The 17,643-nt window shown below is 70.5% G+C and carries 15 protein-coding genes; 10 read left to right on the top strand and 5 right to left on the bottom strand.

Features of this window, described 5'->3' with window-relative positions:
* Positions 1-122: 122 nt before the first annotated feature.
* The 10 genes from ACZ3UD_RS22845 to ACZ3UD_RS22800 all read left to right on the top strand — a co-directional run bounded on the left by ACZ3UD_RS22845 (position 123) and on the right by ACZ3UD_RS22800 (position 11,403).
* Positions 123-1,052 carry an ABC transporter permease gene (locus ACZ3UD_RS22845; RefSeq protein ID WP_465590554.1) on the top strand — a complete coding sequence of 310 codons (930 nt, stop codon included), beginning with the start codon at positions 123-125 and terminating at the stop codon, positions 1,050-1,052.
* The gene (locus tag ACZ3UD_RS22840) at positions 1,045-1,989 is read left to right on the top strand and encodes an ABC transporter permease (RefSeq protein WP_465590551.1); all 945 of its coding nucleotides are present in this window, start codon (positions 1,045-1,047) and stop codon (positions 1,987-1,989) included. Before ACZ3UD_RS22845 ends, ACZ3UD_RS22840 begins: the two co-directional genes overlap by 8 nt.
* Before the next feature lie 19 nt (positions 1,990-2,008).
* Positions 2,009-3,058: an ABC transporter ATP-binding protein gene (locus ACZ3UD_RS22835; RefSeq protein WP_465590548.1), complete on the top strand. Its 1,050-nt coding sequence runs from the start codon at positions 2,009-2,011 to the stop codon at positions 3,056-3,058.
* Complete coding sequence (locus ACZ3UD_RS22830; protein WP_465590545.1) at positions 3,051-4,067, top strand: ABC transporter ATP-binding protein; 1,017 nt, start codon at positions 3,051-3,053, stop codon at positions 4,065-4,067. The genes ACZ3UD_RS22835 and ACZ3UD_RS22830 overlap by 8 nt, the downstream gene beginning before the upstream one ends.
* Positions 4,068-4,288: 221 nt before the next feature.
* Positions 4,289-5,911: a peptide ABC transporter substrate-binding protein gene (locus ACZ3UD_RS22825; protein WP_465590542.1), complete on the top strand. Its 1,623-nt coding sequence runs from the start codon at positions 4,289-4,291 to the stop codon at positions 5,909-5,911.
* Between the two features lie 125 nt (positions 5,912-6,036).
* The gene (locus ACZ3UD_RS22820) at positions 6,037-6,963 is read left to right on the top strand and encodes an ABC transporter permease (RefSeq protein ID WP_465590539.1); all 927 of its coding nucleotides are present in this window, start codon (positions 6,037-6,039) and stop codon (positions 6,961-6,963) included.
* A gap of 76 nt (positions 6,964-7,039) precedes the next feature.
* A complete protein-coding gene (locus ACZ3UD_RS22815; RefSeq protein WP_465590783.1) occupies positions 7,040-7,954 on the top strand; it encodes an ABC transporter permease in 915 nt (304 codons plus the stop codon).
* 16 nt (positions 7,955-7,970) lie between these two features.
* Positions 7,971-9,023 (top strand): ABC transporter ATP-binding protein, encoded by a 1,053-nt coding sequence (locus ACZ3UD_RS22810; RefSeq protein WP_465590536.1) that lies wholly within the window; start codon positions 7,971-7,973, stop codon positions 9,021-9,023.
* On the top strand, positions 9,013-10,191 hold the full coding sequence (locus ACZ3UD_RS22805; protein WP_465590533.1) for an ABC transporter ATP-binding protein: 1,179 nt from the start codon (positions 9,013-9,015) through the stop codon (positions 10,189-10,191). Before ACZ3UD_RS22810 ends, ACZ3UD_RS22805 begins: the two co-directional genes overlap by 11 nt.
* A gap of 162 nt (positions 10,192-10,353) precedes the next feature.
* Positions 10,354-11,403, top strand: a complete 1,050-nt coding sequence (locus ACZ3UD_RS22800; protein WP_465590530.1) for an ABC transporter ATP-binding protein — start codon at positions 10,354-10,356, stop codon at positions 11,401-11,403.
* A 33-nt stretch (positions 11,404-11,436) separates the two neighbouring features.
* On the opposite strand, the gene ACZ3UD_RS22795 is transcribed toward ACZ3UD_RS22800, so the two are convergent.
* From ACZ3UD_RS22795 to ACZ3UD_RS22775, 5 genes are all read right to left on the bottom strand, one after another.
* On the bottom strand, positions 11,437-13,155 hold the full coding sequence (locus ACZ3UD_RS22795; protein ID WP_465590527.1) for an ABC transporter family substrate-binding protein: 1,719 nt from the start codon (positions 13,153-13,155) through the stop codon (positions 11,437-11,439).
* A gap of 134 nt (positions 13,156-13,289) precedes the next feature.
* Positions 13,290-15,620, bottom strand: coding sequence for a peptidoglycan binding domain-containing protein (locus tag ACZ3UD_RS22790; RefSeq protein WP_465590524.1), 2,331 nt, complete (start codon positions 15,618-15,620; stop codon positions 13,290-13,292).
* 249 nt (positions 15,621-15,869) lie between these two features.
* A complete protein-coding gene (locus ACZ3UD_RS22785; RefSeq protein ID WP_465590521.1) occupies positions 15,870-16,325 on the bottom strand; it encodes a DUF6113 family protein in 456 nt (151 codons plus the stop codon).
* Positions 16,322-17,239, bottom strand: a complete 918-nt coding sequence (mshB, locus tag ACZ3UD_RS22780) for an N-acetyl-1-D-myo-inositol-2-amino-2-deoxy-alpha-D-glucopyranoside deacetylase (RefSeq protein WP_465590518.1) — start codon at positions 17,237-17,239, stop codon at positions 16,322-16,324. The genes ACZ3UD_RS22785 and mshB overlap by 4 nt, the downstream gene beginning before the upstream one ends.
* A 30-nt stretch (positions 17,240-17,269) precedes the next feature.
* Positions 17,270-17,464 (bottom strand): DUF2304 domain-containing protein, encoded by a 195-nt coding sequence (locus ACZ3UD_RS22775; protein WP_465590515.1) that lies wholly within the window; start codon positions 17,462-17,464, stop codon positions 17,270-17,272.
* Positions 17,465-17,643 lie beyond the last annotated feature (179 nt).

Below are 17,643 nucleotides of genomic sequence, written 5' to 3'. Positions count from 1 at the left end.
CCGGTGACAACGGCCGGTGCCCGTCCCATCCCCACGAGGGCGAGGACTGGCACCGGCCGTTGGCACGCCGACTTATCTCTGGCCGGGTTGACGGGCCCGGCAGAGTCATACATGGAGGCACGATGGGGCGCTTTGTCGCGAGGCGACTGCTCCAGATGATCCCGGTGTTCCTCGGAACGACCGCACTCATCTTTTTCATGGTGCACGCGCTGCCCGGTGACCCGCTGGCAGCGCTGTGGGGCGACAAGGCGCCAGACCCGGTGCAGCTCGCCGCGCTGAGGCACCAGCAGCACTTCGACGAGCCGCTGGTCCAGCAGTACATCGACTACATGCGGGGCCTGCTCACCGGCGACTTCGGCACCGGGGTCACGGACGGACGTCCGGTGCTCGACAAGATCACTGAGGCACTGCCGGTCACGGTCCGGCTGGCGCTGTTCGCGTTCGCCATCGAGATCGTGCTGGGTATCGCGATCGGCCTGTTCGCCGGTCTGCGTCGCGGCAAGATCTTCGACAAGGGCGCCCTGGTCTTCACCCTGCTGCTGATCTCGATCCCGGTCCCGGTGCTGGGCTTCATCTTCCAGACAATCTTCGGGCAGAACCTGAAGTGGGTCACCCCGACCGTCCAGGACAGCAACGACATCACCCAGCTGGTGCTGCCGGCCATTGTGCTCGGCTCGCTCTCGCTGGCGTACGTCGCGCGCCTCACCCGTACCTCCATAGCCGAGAACATCAAGGCCGACTATGTCCGCACCGCGGTGGCCAAGGGCCTGCCGCGCCGGAAGGTGATCGGCACCCACCTGCTGCGCAACTCGCTGATCCCGGTGGTCACCTTCCTCGGCACCGACCTCGGTGCCCTGATGGGCGGGGCGATCGTCACCGAGGGCATCTTCAACGTCCAGGGTGTCGGCCACGCGCTCTACCAAGCGATCAACGCGAAGGATGGCGCGACCGTCTCCGGCTTCGTGGCCTTCCTGGTGATCGTGTACCTGGCCGCCGGCCTGATCGTCGACCTGCTTTACGCGGTCCTGGACCCGAGGATCCGTTATGCCTGACCTGACCGACAAGAAGACCGCCGAGGAGATCCCGGCGCAGCGCACCGCGCAGTCCGCGGGGCCCAAGCCCGAGAAGGCCCGCAGCCTCGGCTCCGACGCCTGGCACGACCTGCGCCGCAAGCCGATCTTCGTGATCTCCGCGCTGCTCATCCTGCTGCTGATCGTCATCGCGATCGCCCCGGGCCTGTTCACCTCGGTGGACCCGCGGGCCGGCGACCTGCGCCTGCACTACCTGTCGAAGCCGAACTACAGCCACTTCTTCGAGCCGGACTGGTTCGGCTACGACCTCCAGGGTCGCAGCATCTACGCCCGCACCATCTACGGCGCCCGCGCCTCGGTCGTGGTCGGCATCTGCGTCACCCTCGGCGTGACCATCCTCGGCGGCCTGACCGGCATGGTCGCCGGCTACTTCGGCGGCTGGGTCGACACGATCGTCTCCCGCGTCACCGACATCTTCTTCGGCATCCCGCTGCTGCTCGGCTCGCTGGTGATCCTGAACGCCTTCACCTCGCGCACCATCTGGAGCGTGGTCTTCGCCCTGGTCGCCCTGGGCTGGACCCAGATGACCCGTGTCATGCGCGGCTCGGTGATCACGGTCAAGCAGTCCGACTTCGTGACCGCGGCCAAGGCGCTCGGCGCCGGCACCGGCCGGATCATGTTCAAGCACATCCTGCCGAACGCGGTCGCCCCGGTGATCGTCGTCGCCACCATCGCCCTCGGCGGTTACATCGCCACCGAGGCGACGCTGAGCTTCCTCGGCATCGGTCTGCAGGACCCGACCATCTCCTGGGGCATCGACATCAACTCGGCCCAGAAGGTGATCCGCACGGCGCCGTTCGCCCTGTTCTTCCCGGCAGGCATGCTGAGCATCACCGTGCTGGCCTTCATCATGCTCGGCGACGCGGTGCGCGACGCCCTCGACCCGAAGCTCCGCTGAGAGAAGAGGTGACGACCCGATGACCACCGTGATCGAGAACAGCCAGAAGAGTGACCGTCTCGAAGTCGGAACCCCGCTCCTGGAGGTCAAGGACCTCCACGTGGAGTTCCACACCCGGGACGGGATCGCCAAGGCCGTGAACGGCGTCAACTACTCCGTCGCGGCCGGCGAGACCCTCGCCGTGCTCGGCGAGTCCGGCTCCGGCAAGTCCGTGACGGCCCAGACCATCATGGGCATCCTGGACATGCCCCCGGGCAAGGTGACCCAGGGCGAGATCCTGTACCGCGGCCAGGACATGCTCAAGATGAGCAACGAGGAGCGGCGCAAGATCCGCGGCCGGAAGATCGCGATGATCTTCCAGGACGCGTTGTCCGCCCTCAACCCCGTGCTCAGCGTCGGCTACCAGCTCGGCGAGATGTTCCGGGTGCACCAGGGCGCCTCGAAGGCCGAGGCGAAGGCCAAGGCCATCGAGCTGATGGACCGGGTGCGCATCCCCGCTGCCAAGCAGCGCGTGAACGACTACCCGCACCAGTTCTCCGGCGGCATGCGCCAGCGCATCATGATCGCCATGGCGCTGTCGCTGCAGCCCGACCTGATCATCGCCGACGAGCCCACCACCGCCCTGGACGTCACCGTCCAGGCCCAGGTGATGGACCTGCTGGCGGAGCTGCAGGCCGAGTACAACATGGGTCTGATCCTGATCACCCACGACCTCGGCGTGGTCGCCGACGTCGCGGACAAGATCGCCGTGATGTACGCGGGCCGGATCGTCGAGACCGCCCCGGTGCACGACCTGTACGCGAACCCCGCGCACCCGTACACCAAGGGCCTGCTCCGCTCGATCCCGCGCCTGGACCAGAAGGGCCAGGAGCTGTACGCGATCAAGGGCCTGCCCCCGAACCTGCTGAAGGTCCCGGCCGGCTGCGCGTTCAACCCCCGCTGCGATGTCGCCACCGACCTGTGCCGCACGGAGATCCCGGCGCTGCACCAGGTGACCGGCAAGGACGGCGAGGAGCTCACCGGCCGCCGCAGCGCGTGCCACCTTTGGAAGGAGACCCTCCATGGCTGAGACCATCCTGGAGGTCAAGGACCTGGTCAAGCACTACCCGCTGAGCCAGGGCATCCTGTTCAAGAAGCAGATCGGCGCGGTCAAGGCCGTCGACGGCATCAGCTTCGACCTGAAGAAGGGTGAGACCCTCGGCATCGTCGGCGAGTCCGGCTGTGGCAAGTCCACGCTGGCCAAGGTGCTGATGAACCTGGAGCGGGCCACCTCCGGCCAGGTGCTGTTCAAGGGCGAGGACATCTCCAAGCTGAACGGCTCGGCCCTCAAGGCCGTTCGCCGGAACATCCAGATGGTGTTCCAGGACCCGTACACCTCGCTGAACCCGCGCATGACGGTCGGCGACATCATCGGGGAGCCCTTCGAGATCCACCCGGAGGTGGCGCCGAAGGGCGACCGCCGCAAGGCCGTCCAGGACCTGCTGGACGTCGTGGGTCTGAACCCGGAGTACATCAACCGGTACCCGCACCAGTTTTCCGGCGGTCAGCGCCAGCGCATCGGCATCGCCCGCGGTCTCGCGCTCAAGCCCGAGATCATCATCTGCGACGAGCCGGTCTCCGCCCTGGACGTGTCCGTCCAGGCGCAGGTCATCAACCTGCTGGAGCAGCTGCAGGGCGAGTTCGGCCTGTCGTACATGTTCATCGCGCACGACCTCTCCATCGTCCGGCACATCTCCGACCGCGTCGGCGTGATGTACCTGGGCAAGATGGTCGAGATCGGCTCCGACGAGCAGATCTACGAGAACGCCACCCACCCGTACACCCAGGCGCTGCTGTCCGCGGTGCCGGTGCCGGACCCGACGGCGCGCGAGTCCCGCGAGCGGATCATCCTCACCGGTGACATCCCCTCGCCGGCCAACCCGCCGTCCGGCTGCCGCTTCCGCACCCGCTGCTGGAAGGCGGAGGACCGCTGCGCGGAGGAGATCCCGCTGCTGGCGATCCCGACCACGCTGGAGGGCCCGGCCGCGCACGAGTCGGCCTGCCACTTCGCCGAGGTCCGGGAGTCGGCCGCGGCCTGACCTCTCCCGGCGTCCCAGGAAGGGTCCGCGGCTTCGGCCGCGGGCCCTTCCGGCATTCGGTCGATCCGGCATTCGGTCAATCCGGCGCTGCGCCGATCCGGCGCCGCGTCAACCCCGCAGGGGGTTACGGCACCCGTCCGGGTGCACCCGACTCGCGCCGTCGCCGGGGCGCGCTTCTCATGGGGTGTGATGCGACACACACCCGATGAGGAGGGACCTTCATGCCCGTAGCCGCCCGTGCTCGCCTGGTCCTCGCCGCTGCGACGTCCGTGGTCCTGGTGGCCACCGGGTGCGGCAGCGGCGGCGGAGGCGGTAGCAGCTCGTCTGACGCCAGCAAGACCTTCAGCTACCAGAGCAGTGAGCCGCAGAACCCGCTGCAGCCCGCAAACGCGAACGAGGTCGGCGGCGGTCGCATCATCCAGAACCTCTTCAAGGGGCTGGTGGACTACGACCCCAGCACCGCGAAGATCCGGATGCAGGTCGCGGACAAGATCGACACCAGCGACTCGCAGACCTTCAACGTCACCCTGAAGGACGGCTGGAAGTTCCACGACGGCACCCCGGTGCACGCCAAGAACTTCGTGGACGCCTGGAACTGGGGCGCCAATCCGGCCAACGCCCAGATCAACAGCTCATGGTTCTCCGACATCGAGGGCTACCAGGACGTCCACCCGGCCGGCGGGCAGCCCACCACGGACAAGATGTCCGGACTGACCGTCACCGATGACCTGCACTTCACCGTCAAGCTGAGCCACAAGGTCTCGTACTTCGAGTACAAGCTCGGCTACATCGCCTTCTCACCGCTGCCGGACGGCTTCTTCAAGGACCCGAACGGGTACGGGCAGAAGCCGGTGGGCAACGGCCCGTACCAGTTCGTCAGCTGGTCCCACAACACCGAGGTGGTCACCAAGTCCTTCCCGGACTACCAGGGCGTGGACAAGCCGAAGAACGGCGGCATCGTCTTCAAGATGTACACCACGTCCGAGGCCGCCTACGCGGACCTGCAGTCCAGCAACCTGGACGTGATGGACCAGGTGCCGCCGTCCGCGCTGGCGACGTACAAGAACGACCTCGGCGACCGGGCCGTCGACGCCCCGCAGGGCGCGATCCAGAACATCGGCTTCACGCTCTACCAGGCCGACTGGTCCTCCCCGGACAAGGCCAAGGTGCGCCAGGGCCTGTCGATGGCGATCGACCGCGACACCATCACCAAGACCGTGCTGCAGGGCTCCCGCAAGCCGGCCAGCGCCTGGGTGGCAGAGGGCGTCGAGGGCTACAAGGAGGGCGCCTGCGGTGATTTCTGCAAGTTCGACCCGGCCAAGGCCAAGCAGCTGATCCAGGAGGGCGGCGGCGTCCCCGGCAACAAGCTACTGATCACCTACAACGCGGACGGCGGCCACAAGGAGTGGGTGGACGCGGTCTGCAACTCGATCCGGCAGAACACCGGCGTCGACTGCCTGGGTGACCCGAAGCCGGACTTCAAGACCGCGCGCGCGGCGATCACCACGCACCAGCTCGACGGCGCCTTCCGCACCGGCTGGGTGCAGGACTACCCGCTGAACGCCAACTTCCTGTCCGACGTGTACCGCACCGGCGCCGCCTCCAACGACTTCGGCTACAGCAACCCGCAGTTCGACGACGCGGCCACCAAGGCCGACGAGGCCGCCAGCGTCGCCGACACGGTGACCGGCTACCAGCAGGCCGAGGCCGTGCTGCCGAGCGGCATGCCGGCCATCCCGCTCTGGTACTACCGCACCAACTCGGGCTACTCGAACAAGGTGCAGAACGTGAAGTTCGACTCCTTCGGCAACCCGGCCTGGACCCAGGTCGAGGTCAAGGGCTGATCTCCTGCGGCCCGCCCAGCGGCGGGCCCGCACCCCCGGGCCGGCCTCGCCCTCCCCGCACGGAGGGCGGGGCCTGGTCTCTCGGCCGGCCGGTCTCTCGGCCGGAACGTAGGAAGGAGGCCCGGATGGGCAGTTACGTGCTGCGGCGGGTGCTGCAGATGATTCCGGTGTTCTTCGGCACCACGCTGCTGATCTTCGTGATGGTCTACACGCTGCCGGGTGACCCGGTGGTCGCGCTGTTCGGCGAGAAGGCCGCCGACCCGGCCGTGGTGGCCAGCATCAAGCACAAGTACTTCCTGGACCAGCCGGTCTGGAAGCAGTACCTGCACTACATGGGGAACCTCTTCCAGGGCGACTTCGGCACCAGCTTCACCGGCCGCCCGGTCTCCGACATCATGGCCAACGCCTTCCCGGTCACCATCCGGCTGGCGCTGTTGGCCTTCGTCTTCGAGATGATCCTGGGCCTCGCCCTAGGCCTGCTCTCCGGGCTGAAGCGCGGCAGCATCCGGGACACCCTGGTGCTCGTGCTGACCCTGGTGGTGATCTCGATCCCGGTCTTCGTGCTGGCGTACATCGCGCAGACGGTCTTCGCCACCAACCTCGGCTGGGTCACCCCGACCGTGCAGAACAGCTACGACCTCTCCCAACTCGTACTGCCCGCCGTGGTGCTGGGTTCACTATCGCTCGCCTACGTGGCCCGGCTCACCCGGACCTCGATCGGCGAGAACCTGCGGGCCGACTACATGCGCACGGCCGTCGCCAAGGGCCTTCCCCGGCGCACCATCGTCCTGCGCCACCTGCTGCGCAACTCGCTGATCCCGGTGGTCACCTTCCTCGGCACCGACCTCGGCGCGCTGATGGGCGGCGCGATCGTCACCGAGGGCATCTTCAACGTGCAGGGCATCGGCAACGTCCTGTACCGGGCGATCAACACGAAGGAAGGCCCCACCGTGGTCGGCATCGTGACCGTCCTGGTGATCGTCTACCTGGTCGCCAGCCTGCTCGTCGACCTGCTCTACGCGGTCCTGGACCCGAGGATCCGCTATGCCTGACATCCACGACGAGGACTCGTACGAGCCGCACCCCAAGCCCGGCGTCTCGCGCCTCGACTACGCCGGGGAGCAGGGCATGGCGGTCGAGCAGGAGACCCTGGTCGAACGGGACGTGGGGAAGCGGGAGGAGGCCCGCAGCCTCTGGGGCGACGCCTGGCGGGACCTGCGCCGGCGGCCGATCTTCCTGATCTCGGCGGTGCTGATCCTGCTACTCGTCATCATGGCGATCTTCCCCGGGGCGTTCACCGACGCCGACCCGCGCAAGGCCGACCTGGTGCACGACTACCTGCGGCGGCCGGACTGGGGCGACATCTTCGGGACCGGTTGGTTCGGCTACGACGCGCAGGGCCGCTCCATCTACGCCCGGGTCATCTTCGGTGCCCGCGCCTCGATCACCGTCGGCATCTTCGTGACCGCCACGGTCACCGTGCTCGGCGGGCTGACCGGCATGGTCGCCGGGTACTTCGGCGGCGGCGTGGACGCGGTGATCTCCCGGATCATCGACATCTTCTTCGGCATCCCGCTGCTGCTCGGCGCCCTGGTGCTGCTGAACGCCTTCTCCACCCGCACGGTGTGGAGCGTGGTCATCGCGCTGGGCGTGCTCGGCTGGACCCAGATCGCCCGCGTCATGCGCGGCGCGGTGCTGACCGTCAAGCAGGCCGACTACGTGATGGCCGGTCGGGCGCTCGGCGCCGGGACCGGACGGCTGATGTTCCGGCACATCCTGCCGAACGCGATCGCCCCGGTGATCGTGGTCGCCACCATCGCGCTCGGCGGCTACATCGCCACCGAGGCGACGCTGAGCTTCCTCGGCATCGGTCTGCAGGACCCGACCATCTCCTGGGGCATCGACATCTCCTCCGCCCAGAAGGTGATCCGCACGGCGCCGTACGTGCTGTTCTTCCCGGCCGCGGCGCTCTCCGTCACCGTGCTGGCCTTCATCATGCTGGGCGACGCGGTGCGCGACGCCCTCGACCCGAAGCTTCGCTGAGCGAGGGGAGCGCATCGTGACCACAGCTGTGGACAGCACCGAACGCGAGCGGGAGACACCGTACGAGGGGCCGCTGCTCGACGTACGGGACCTGCACGTCGAGTTCGTCACCCGGGACGGCGTGGCCAGGGCCGTCAACGGGGTCAACTACAGCGTCCGGGCCGGAGAGACGCTGGCGGTGCTGGGCGAGTCCGGCTCCGGCAAGTCGGTGACCGCACAGGCGATCATGGGCATCCTGGACATGCCGCCGGCCCGGATCCCGCGCGGCGAGATCCGCTTCCGCGGCCAGGACATGCTGAAGATGGGCAAGGACGAGCGGCGGAGGATCCGCGGCCGGAAGATCGCGATGATCTTCCAGGACGCGCTGTCCGCCCTCAACCCGGTGCTCAGCGTGGGCTTCCAGCTCGGCGAGATGTTCCGGGCCCACCAGGGGGCCTCCCGGGCGGAGGCCGGGGCGAAGGCCGTCGAGCTGATGGAGCGGGTGCGCATCCCGGCGGCCAAGCAGCGGGTGAACGACTACCCGCACCAGTTCTCCGGCGGGATGCGCCAGCGCATCATGATTGCCATGGCGCTGGCCCTGGAACCGGACCTGATCATCGCGGACGAGCCGACCACCGCGCTGGACGTGACCGTCCAGGCCCAGGTGATGGACCTGCTGGCCGAACTCCAGGCCGAGTTCCACATGGGGCTCATCCTGATCACCCACGACCTGGGCGTGGTCGCCGACGTCGCGGACAAGATCGCGGTGATGTACGCGGGCCGGATCGTCGAGACCGCGCCGGTGCACGAGCTGTACGCGCGCCCGGCCCACCCGTACACCCGGGGCCTGCTGGACTCCATCCCGCGGCTGGACCAGAAGGGCCAGGAGCTCTACGCGATCAAGGGCCTGCCGCCCAACCTGCTGCGGATCCCCAGGGGCTGCGCCTTCAACCCGCGCTGCCCCCGGGCGCAGGACATCTGCCGGGCCGAGGTGCCGGAGCTGTTCCCGGTTGCCGAGGAGGACGGCACGCCGCTGGAGGGGCGCGGCAGCGCCTGCTTCTTCTGGAAGGAGACCCTCCATGACCGTTGACGGAGCCGGCGCCGGCAGGGCCGCTGCCAGCGGGTCCAGCGCGCTGGGCGCGGTGGAGCCGGAGGAGGTCGCGTTCAACCAGGAGATTTCGCGCGGCGAGCCGATCCTCGAAGTCCGGGACCTGGTCAAGCACTTCCCGCTCACCACGGGCGTGCTGTTCAAGCGGCAGGTCGGCGCGGTCAAGGCCGTCGACGGGGTCAGCTTCGACCTGATGCAGGGCGAGACGCTCGGTATCGTCGGCGAGTCCGGCTGCGGGAAGTCCACGCTGGCCAAGGTGCTGATGAACCTGGAGCCGGCCACCGGCGGCTCGGTCCGGTACAAGGGGGAGGAGATCTCCCGGCTGTCCGGGTCCGCGCTGAAGGCCGTCCGGCGCAACATCCAGATGGTGTTCCAGGACCCGTACACCTCGCTCAACCCGCGCATGACGGTCGGCGACATCATCGGGGAGCCCTTCGAGATCCACCCGGAGGTGGCGCCCAGGGGCGACCGCCGCAAGGCCGTCCAGGACCTGCTGGACGTGGTCGGGCTCAACCCCGAGTACATCAACCGGTACCCGCACCAGTTCTCCGGCGGTCAGCGCCAGCGCATCGGCATCGCCCGGGGGCTGGCGCTCAAACCGGAGATCATCATCTGCGACGAGCCGGTCTCGGCGCTGGACGTGTCGGTGCAGGCGCAGGTGATCAACCTGCTGGAGCAGCTGCAGGGCGAGTTCAACCTGTCGTACATGTTCATCGCGCACGACCTCTCCATCGTCCGGCACATCTCCGACCGGGTCGGCGTGATGTACCTGGGAAAGATGGTCGAGATCGGCAGCGACGCGGAGATCTACGACCACGCGACCCACCCGTACACCCAGGCGCTGCTGTCGGCCGTACCGGTGCCGGACCCGACGGCGCGCGAGTCGCGGGACCGGATCGTGCTCACCGGGGACGTGCCCTCGCCGGCCAACCCGCCGTCCGGCTGCCGCTTCCGCACCCGCTGCTGGAAGGCGCAGGAGCGTTGCGCGGTGGAGGTCCCGCTGCTCGCCTCGCCGAGCTGGCTGCGGGACGCGGCCTTCCACGACTCGGCTTGTCACTTCGCGGCGGAGCGCGAGATCGGGCAGGGCGCGGCGGAGCGCGAGATCGGGCAGAGCGCGGCGGAGCGCGAGAACGGGCAGAGCGGCGACTGACTGCGCCGTCCCCAGGGCGCGTCCTCGGAACGGGGTCGTGTCGTGCAGTGTCGTGCCGTGATGGAACCGAGATCTGCCGTGCTCTCCCCAAGTGCGCGTCGGTCATTGATAGTTGCTAGGCGCCTATCGGTGGTCGCTGCTGCGCTGAGGAGGGCTGCTCACATGGACGCGGTGGAGGTGATCGGCGGCGGCCGGTCGAGCCTGGAGCCCGGGACCCCGTTGCTGGAGGTCGAGGACCTGCACATCGAGTTCCACACCCAGGACGGCGTAGCCAGGGCCGTCAACGGGGTGAGCTACTCGGTGTCGGCGGGGGAGACGCTGGCGGTGCTGGGGGAGTCCGGCTCCGGCAAGTCGGTGACCGCGCAGGCGGTCATGGGCATCCTGGACATGCCGCCGGGGAGGATCACCTCGGGGCGGATCCTGTTCCGGGGTGAGGACCTGCTGACCATGAACCCCAAGGCCCGGCTGGCCGTCCGGGGCCAGCGGATCGCGATGATCTTCCAGGACGCGCTGTCCGCCCTCAACCCGGTGCTCAGCGTGGGCTTCCAGCTGGGCGAGATGTTCCGGGTGCACCAGGGGCTCTCCCGCAAGGAGGCCCGGGAGAAGGCCGTCGAGCTGATGGAGCGGGTGCGCATACCCGCCGCCCGGCAGCGGGTCGGTGACTTCCCGCACCAGTTCTCCGGCGGTATGCGCCAGCGCATCATGATCGCCATGGCGCTGGCCCTGGAACCGGACCTGATCATCGCGGACGAGCCGACCACCGCGCTGGACGTGACCGTCCAGGCCCAGGTGATGGACCTGCTGGCCGACCTCCAGGCCGAGTTCAACATGGGCCTGATCCTGATCACCCACGACCTGGGCGTGGTCGCCGACGTGGCCGACAAGATCGCGGTGATGTACGCGGGCCGGATCGTCGAGACCGCGCCGGTGCACGAGCTGTACGCGCGCCCGGCCCACCCGTACACCCGGGGCCTGCTGGACTCCATCCCGCGGCTGGACCAGAAGGGCCAGGACCTGCACGCCATCAAGGGCCTGCCGCCCAGCCTGCTGCGGATCCCGCAGGGCTGCGCGTTCAACCCGCGCTGCGACCGGGTGCAGGACCGCTGCCTGGCCGAACTCCCGCCGCTGGTACCGGTGGTGGACGAGGAGGGCGCCGAGCTGCCGGGCCGGCGCAGCGCCTGCCACTACTGGCGGGAGACGCTGCACGGCTGAGCCCCTTCGGGCCGACCGGGCGCCGGGCGGCCCCTACTTGGTGAAGCCGACGTTCTCCCAGACGATGTCGGACAGCCCCTGCGCCCCGATGTTGGCGAGGTCGGCGCGGGCGCCGTACAGCTGCGGACGCTGGTAGAGCGGCAGCACGCCGGCCACCTTCCAGAGCTCGCCGTCGGCCTGGTTGATCGCCTCGGAGGCGGTGCCGGCGTCGGTCGCGGCGGCGGCCCGGTCGAGCGCGGCGTCCGCGGCCGCGCTGCCGGCGCCGACGTGGTTGGCGCCGCCGTTCTGCGCGAAGCCGGCCCGGCTGCCGCTGGCCGGGAACGGGGTGCCGAGCAGGGCGTAGGCGGCCAGGTCGAAGTCGTTGCGGTTGACGTACTTGTCGAAGAACTCGTTGGCGGCGGCGGTCACCATGGTGACCTTGATCCCGACGTCCTTGAGCATCCTGGTGACGCCGACGGCCTCGTTCTGGGCCACCGCGACCCCGGCCGGGACGATCATCCGCAGGTTCAGCTCGCGGCCGTCCTTCTTCCGGACGTCGCCGTCCAGCTTCCAGCCGGCCGCGTCCAGCTTGCGGGCGGCCTCGGCGGGGTCGAAGCGGGACAGGCCGAGGGAGTTGTCGCGGTAGCCGTTCTGGTTGGCGACCAGCAGATGGTTGTTGAGCGGAGTGCCGGGCCAGTCCAGGCCGTTGAGGTCGGAGCGGATCAGGGCGTCCCGATTGATCGCCTGGAACACGGCCTGGCGGACGGACGGGTCGCCGAGTGCCGGGGTGCGGGCGTTCAGGGTGATCTGCCGGAAGTCCGGCCCGCCGGCCCGGCGCACGGCGGCGCCCTTGGTGTTCTTGATGATCTGGTAGCCGGCCAGGTCCGGGCCGTTGTTGAAGAGGTCGATCTCGCCCTTGGCGAACGCGGCGCCCATCGCGTCGGGCGGCATGGCGCGGAAGACGATCTTGTCCAGCATCGGCTTGTCGCCCCACCAGGCGGGGTCGGCGACCAGGGTGACGGTCTGCGCGGCCGGGTCCAGGCGGTCGACCTTGAACGGGCCGGCGGTGAGCGGGATCGCGTCCAGGTAGGCCGAGTTGAACAGCTCCGGGGTGGAGACCTTGGCGGCCGGCAGCAGCGGGGCGTTGGCGGCTCCGTTGAACATCGACTGCCACTCGGAGAACGGCTGGTCGAAGGTCATCACGGCCTGGAAGTCGTCCTTGCCGCGCTCGACCGAGGAGACCAGCTCGAAGCCGGTGCTGCTGGAGGGCCGGTAGGCCGGGTTCCTGCCGTTCAGGGCGCGCCAGTTGGCCTCGATGTCGCGCCAGGTGATCGGGGTGCCGTCGGACCAGTGGGCCTTGGGGTTGAGCGTCCAGGTGACCACCTGCCGGCCGTCCTTGAAGTCGGCGTGCGCCTCCTGCAGGTAGGCCGGGTTGACGGTCTGGGTGCCGGCCGCGTCCGAGCGGAAGAAGGTCGGCAGCAGCGGCTTGGTGACGGCGATGGTCGAGGACTCGCTGCCGTCGGTGTGGATCGGCGACCACTGGTGGGAGAACTGGGTGATCGCCAGGTTCAGGGTGCCGCCCTGGCGCAGCTCGGAGCGGTCGTGCTGGTTGATGTCGATCGAGGTGAGCTTGGGCACCCCGGCGACGCTCGGCATCGCGTCCGCGGCGGCGTCGCCCTGCCCGGAGGAGCAGGAGCAGAGCGCGAGCGAGAGGGTCAGGACGGTGAGGCCGGCGAGCAGTGCCGTCCGGTGGTGCTGAAGGCGGCTGCTCATCGGCGTGGCTCCCGGGGTTGCGGTGACGGACGGTGTGGCGTCACATCTTGCTGACCGGCAGGGGAGTTGTCGAGGGGCGGGACCACCTGCCGGCACTGCGGCAGCGGGCCCGCCCCTCGTTCGTGTCCGGTCCGTCAGGCGACGGTGAACTTGAAGGTGCGGTCCTTGTCGCCGGTCTTGTCGAACAGCGAGGTGACGGCGTCCGCGACGTCCTGCGGGGTGATCGTGCCGGTCTGGCCGTTCTTCTTGACCTTCACCTTGTCGAACACGCCGTTCAGCTGGGAGTTCAGCGCGTCGAGGTCCCACTTGGGCACGATCTTGCCGGAGGCGTCCGGGACCAGCGTGAGCGCCTTGGCGGCGGTCTTGGCGCCGAATTCCCAGGGCTTGCTGCCGGCCAGGATGTGGATCTTGCCATTGACGACCTGCTTGCCGAGGCCGTCGGCCGCCGCCTGCAGGGCCTGGGTGGAGACCTTGGGCTGGGCGGCCGTGACGGCCAGCGCGATCGGCTGGTCCGGCTTGCCGTCGGCGCGGTCGCGGTAGGCCTGCTCGACCACGTCCAGGGCGGCGTTGGAGTCCACCGCCTGGCCGGCCTTGCCGGGCACCACGACCGGGTCGCCGGTGTCGCCGAACTTGACGTAGCCCTCCTGCAGGCCCTGGCCCGAGCCGGCCGCCAGCGAGTCCAGCGCCGCCTTGAGCTTGGCCCGGTCGACCCGGACCTGCGGCGCGACCGCCTTGGTGCCGCCCTTGAGCGACTTGATGACGTCGACCGGGTTGTAGCTGTGCGCGGCGAGGCCGTCCACGGTGGCCGTGGTGTCGAAGCTCAGCCCGGCGACGGTCGGGTCGAGGTCGACGCTCTGGTCGCCGATCTTCAGCTTGAGCGGCTGCTGCCCGGCCTTGCCGACCGACTCGTCCAGGGCGTGGATCGCCTGGTCACGACTGTTGCCGCCGATGTCGGTGCCGAGCACCACGGTGCCCTTGGGGACGTCCGACTGGTTGAGCATCAGGCCGGTGCCGTACGCGGCGGCGCCGAGGAAGAGCACGCCGCCGACGGCGTAGACGCCGAGCTTGACCAGCTTCTTGGCGCCGCCGCCCTTGCCCTTGCCCTTGCCCTTGGCGGGGGCGGCAGGCTCGGCCTTGGCCGGAGCCGGTGCGGGGTTCGGCGCGGGGTTGGGTGCGGAGGCGGGCTGCGCGGCGGGACCGCCCGGAGCGGGCCGGGCCGCCTCCGGGCCCGGGCCGGGGGCCGGGGTCGGCAGCGGGGTGAGCTCGGTGGCCTCCGGGTCGCGGCCGGCCTGCCGGGGGCCGCCGGGGGCGGGCTGCGGCGCGCTCGGGAACAGCCCGCCGGGGGCCGCCGGGGGGCCGAAGGGGTCCTGGCCGGGGGCGGCCGGACGCTGGGTGGCGAACGGGTCGGCGCCGGTCGGGGCCGAGGCGAACAGGCCCGGCTGCGGACGGCCGTCGGCGCCGCGCGGGGCGCCGTTCTGGGGCCGGCCGGGTATGGCGGCCGGCGGCGGGGTGTTCTCGCGGATCGGCGCGAAGCCGTCCACGGAGGTGTCCTCCGGGCCGGGCTCGGCAGTGGCCGGGCCCTGTGGGCGGCCGTTCAGACCCGGCGCGCCCTGCGGGCCGTTCTGCTGCCGCCGGTTCGGCCGGCCACCGTTCGGCTGGGCCCCGTTCGGCTGCTGGGCCTGCTGCTGGGGTCGGCCGCCGCGCGGGCCGCGCGGACCGGCCTCGGGGCCGGTCGGGGCGAACGGGTCGGCGACCGGCGCGAAGGGCTCGGCGGCCTCGTACACCCCGGGCTCCTCGGCCGGCGCCTCGGCGCCGAACGGCGCGGTGGGGGCGGGGGCCTGGCGCGGCGACTTACCCGGGGCGGGCACCGGGCGGCCGTTCGGGGCGCCCTGCGGACCGGGCCCGGCGGTGCCGGGCCCGGTCGGGGCCTCCGGCGCGCTCGGGGCACCGGCCGGCACGGCGGCCGGTGTGGGCTCGGCGGCCGGGGCCTTCTTCTGCCGCGGCCGGAACCACGCGCCGGTGGACTCGGACTCGGAGGTCGCCGGCGGGATCGGCGGGATCTGCCACTCCGGCGGCAGGTGCGGCGGGGTGGCCGCGCGGCCGCCGCCCTCCATCACGCCGAGGACGGGCGAGGCGGGCGCGGAGCGGTGCCGCGGGCTGCCCGGCTCGGCGGCGGCCGGGGCCTGCTCGCCCGGGCCGTCCTCGTTCTTGACGGTGCTGCGGACGACGACCGGCGGGATCGGGCGCGAGCCGGGGATGTTGATCCGGACCCGGGTGGTCAGGGTGGTCTCGGTCTTCGGGCCGTCGTCCTCGCCGCCCGACGCGGCGCCCTGGTCGGCACCGGCCGCGGCCCGGTCGCCGCCGGGGAACCCCGGGGTGCCGTAGGGCGGCGTGCCCGACGGGTAGGCGTCCGGACCCGTGCGCCGGGGCGTCGGGTTGGCGTTGTCAGATTCGCGGCTGCTCAATGCTGCTCTGCTCCGGGTTCGCGGGCGGGCCGTGCGGCGCGACCGCGGTTCGTGGTCGCCGGGCCCTGGGCCTGTCTCTGCGACCGACGGTCGGGTTCGACGTACTGCGGGACCACCATACTGGGAAGAACTGAGCGGTGAACGGCTTCGGACAGATCCTGATACGTCCGGTTCCTCCGGTATGAGAGTACGGCCGTGTGGTCCTGACTGCGCGTCGTGCGCGGTGCCGTGCGCCGCTCGCGGGCGGGATCAGCGCGGGGGGTTGGACACCCCCGGGAACCAGCTGCCACGGGTGGGCAGGGTGGCGCAGATCACGCCCAGGACCGAGCCGGCGAACAGCCAGGCCAGCGAGGTGGCGTTGGACCACAGCACGTTGTCGCCCTCCGGCCGGGGCACCATCATCAGCAGCATCGCCAGGAACCAGCCGGCCGCGGGCATCGCGGCGCCGAGCCGGGTGCCGGTGATCCGCAGACCGGCGTAGAAGGTCGCGACGCTCGCGGCGAGCGCCAGCAGAACCCCCACCGGCGGCCACAGGGCCTGCACAAAGGATCCGCAGATCGACACCGCGATGCCGAGCGGGAAGAACAGGACATACACCGCGATCCGGACGGCGCGCGGGGGTTGAGGCTCGGCTAGCCGCTCCTTCTGGGTGCCGAGGACGGCCGCCGCGAACGAGCGGCGCGGCGGCGTGGCGGGCGCGGTCATCGGACGCTCCCCTCAGTGGCGGTCTCGGTCTCGGTGTCGTGGTCCAGGCCCGCGAACAGGTCGCGCTCGGGCCGCTCCGGCCCGGCCTGGCCGCGCACCAGCTGGTAGTACTCGGTGGCGAACAGCGGCTGGCCGAGGTCGTTGGAGAGCGCGAAGAAGGCGCCGTCCACGGTGATCTGGGTGGCGTGCGCGGCCATCGCGGCGGCCTTGCGCCCCGCGTACCCGGCGCCGTCCAGCGCGGTGGTGACGGCCTCGTCGGCCACCACTCCGGGCACGTCGGCGGGCTGGGCGACGCCCGGGAACGGCGCCTTGACGGCGGTCTCGGCGAGCCCGGCCTCGATCACCGAGCGGGGCATCCGGTTCCAGTACACCTTGGCGATCCGCCAGGCCCCGCCCAGCTCCGGGCGGTGCGCCGGGTCGGCGGCCAGCTCGTACGCGCGCATCGCGACCCGGTGCGCCTGGATGTGGTCCGGGTGCCCGTAGCCGCCGTTCTCGTCGTAGGTGACCAGTACCTGCGGCCGCACCTCGCGGATCACCGCGACCAGGTGGCCGGCCGCCTCGTCCACGTCGGCCCGCCAGAAGCAGCCGGGGGCGTCGTTGTCGGGCACGCCCATCATCCCGGAGTCGCGGTAACGCCCCGGGCCGCCGAGGAAGCGGAAGTCGGTGACGCCGAGGGCGCGCATCGCCTCGGTCAGCTCGCCGATCCGGTACGCGCCGAGGCTGTCGTCCCGATCGGCCGTCAGATGGGCCAGCTCGGGCGGGATCACCTCGCCGCCCTCGCCGAGGGTGCAGGTCACCAGCGTCACCCGGGCGCCCTCGGCGGCGTACCGGGCCATGGTGGCGCCGTTGCCGATCGACTCGTCGTCGGGGTGGGCGTGCACCAGGAGGAGGCGGCGGCCGGTAGTCGCGGTCATGGGAGGAAGCCTAACGACCGCGGCCGCGGGTCAGAGCTTCAGGCCGTTGAGCATTCCGGCGAGGTTGGTGGTGAGCTGGCTGATCGACGGGGCGATCGAGCTGGAGGCCAGGTAGAAGCCGAGCAACGCGCAGACGACGGCGTGCGCCGGCTTCAGGTCGGAGCGGCGGACCAGCACCACCACGATCGTCAGCATCAGCGCGACTGCGGAGATGTTCATGGCCATGTCGGCTCATGCCCCTTCTCGGGCGCCGACCCCTGGGGAGGGCCGGCGGTCGGACCGTACGGGAATCGGGGTCGGGTGATCGGGGGCCGGGACGGACCCGACGATCACTCGCACGACCAGTCATACCCGATGGGTAAGGGGAGCATTACATTCAGTGAGTCCGCGCGCGCCCGGGCATC

The sequence above is a fragment of the Kitasatospora sp. NPDC023118 genome, assembly GCF_055560875.1.
The sequence above is the reverse complement of the archived record's forward strand: the minus strand, read 5'-3'. Positions and strand labels throughout refer to the sequence as shown.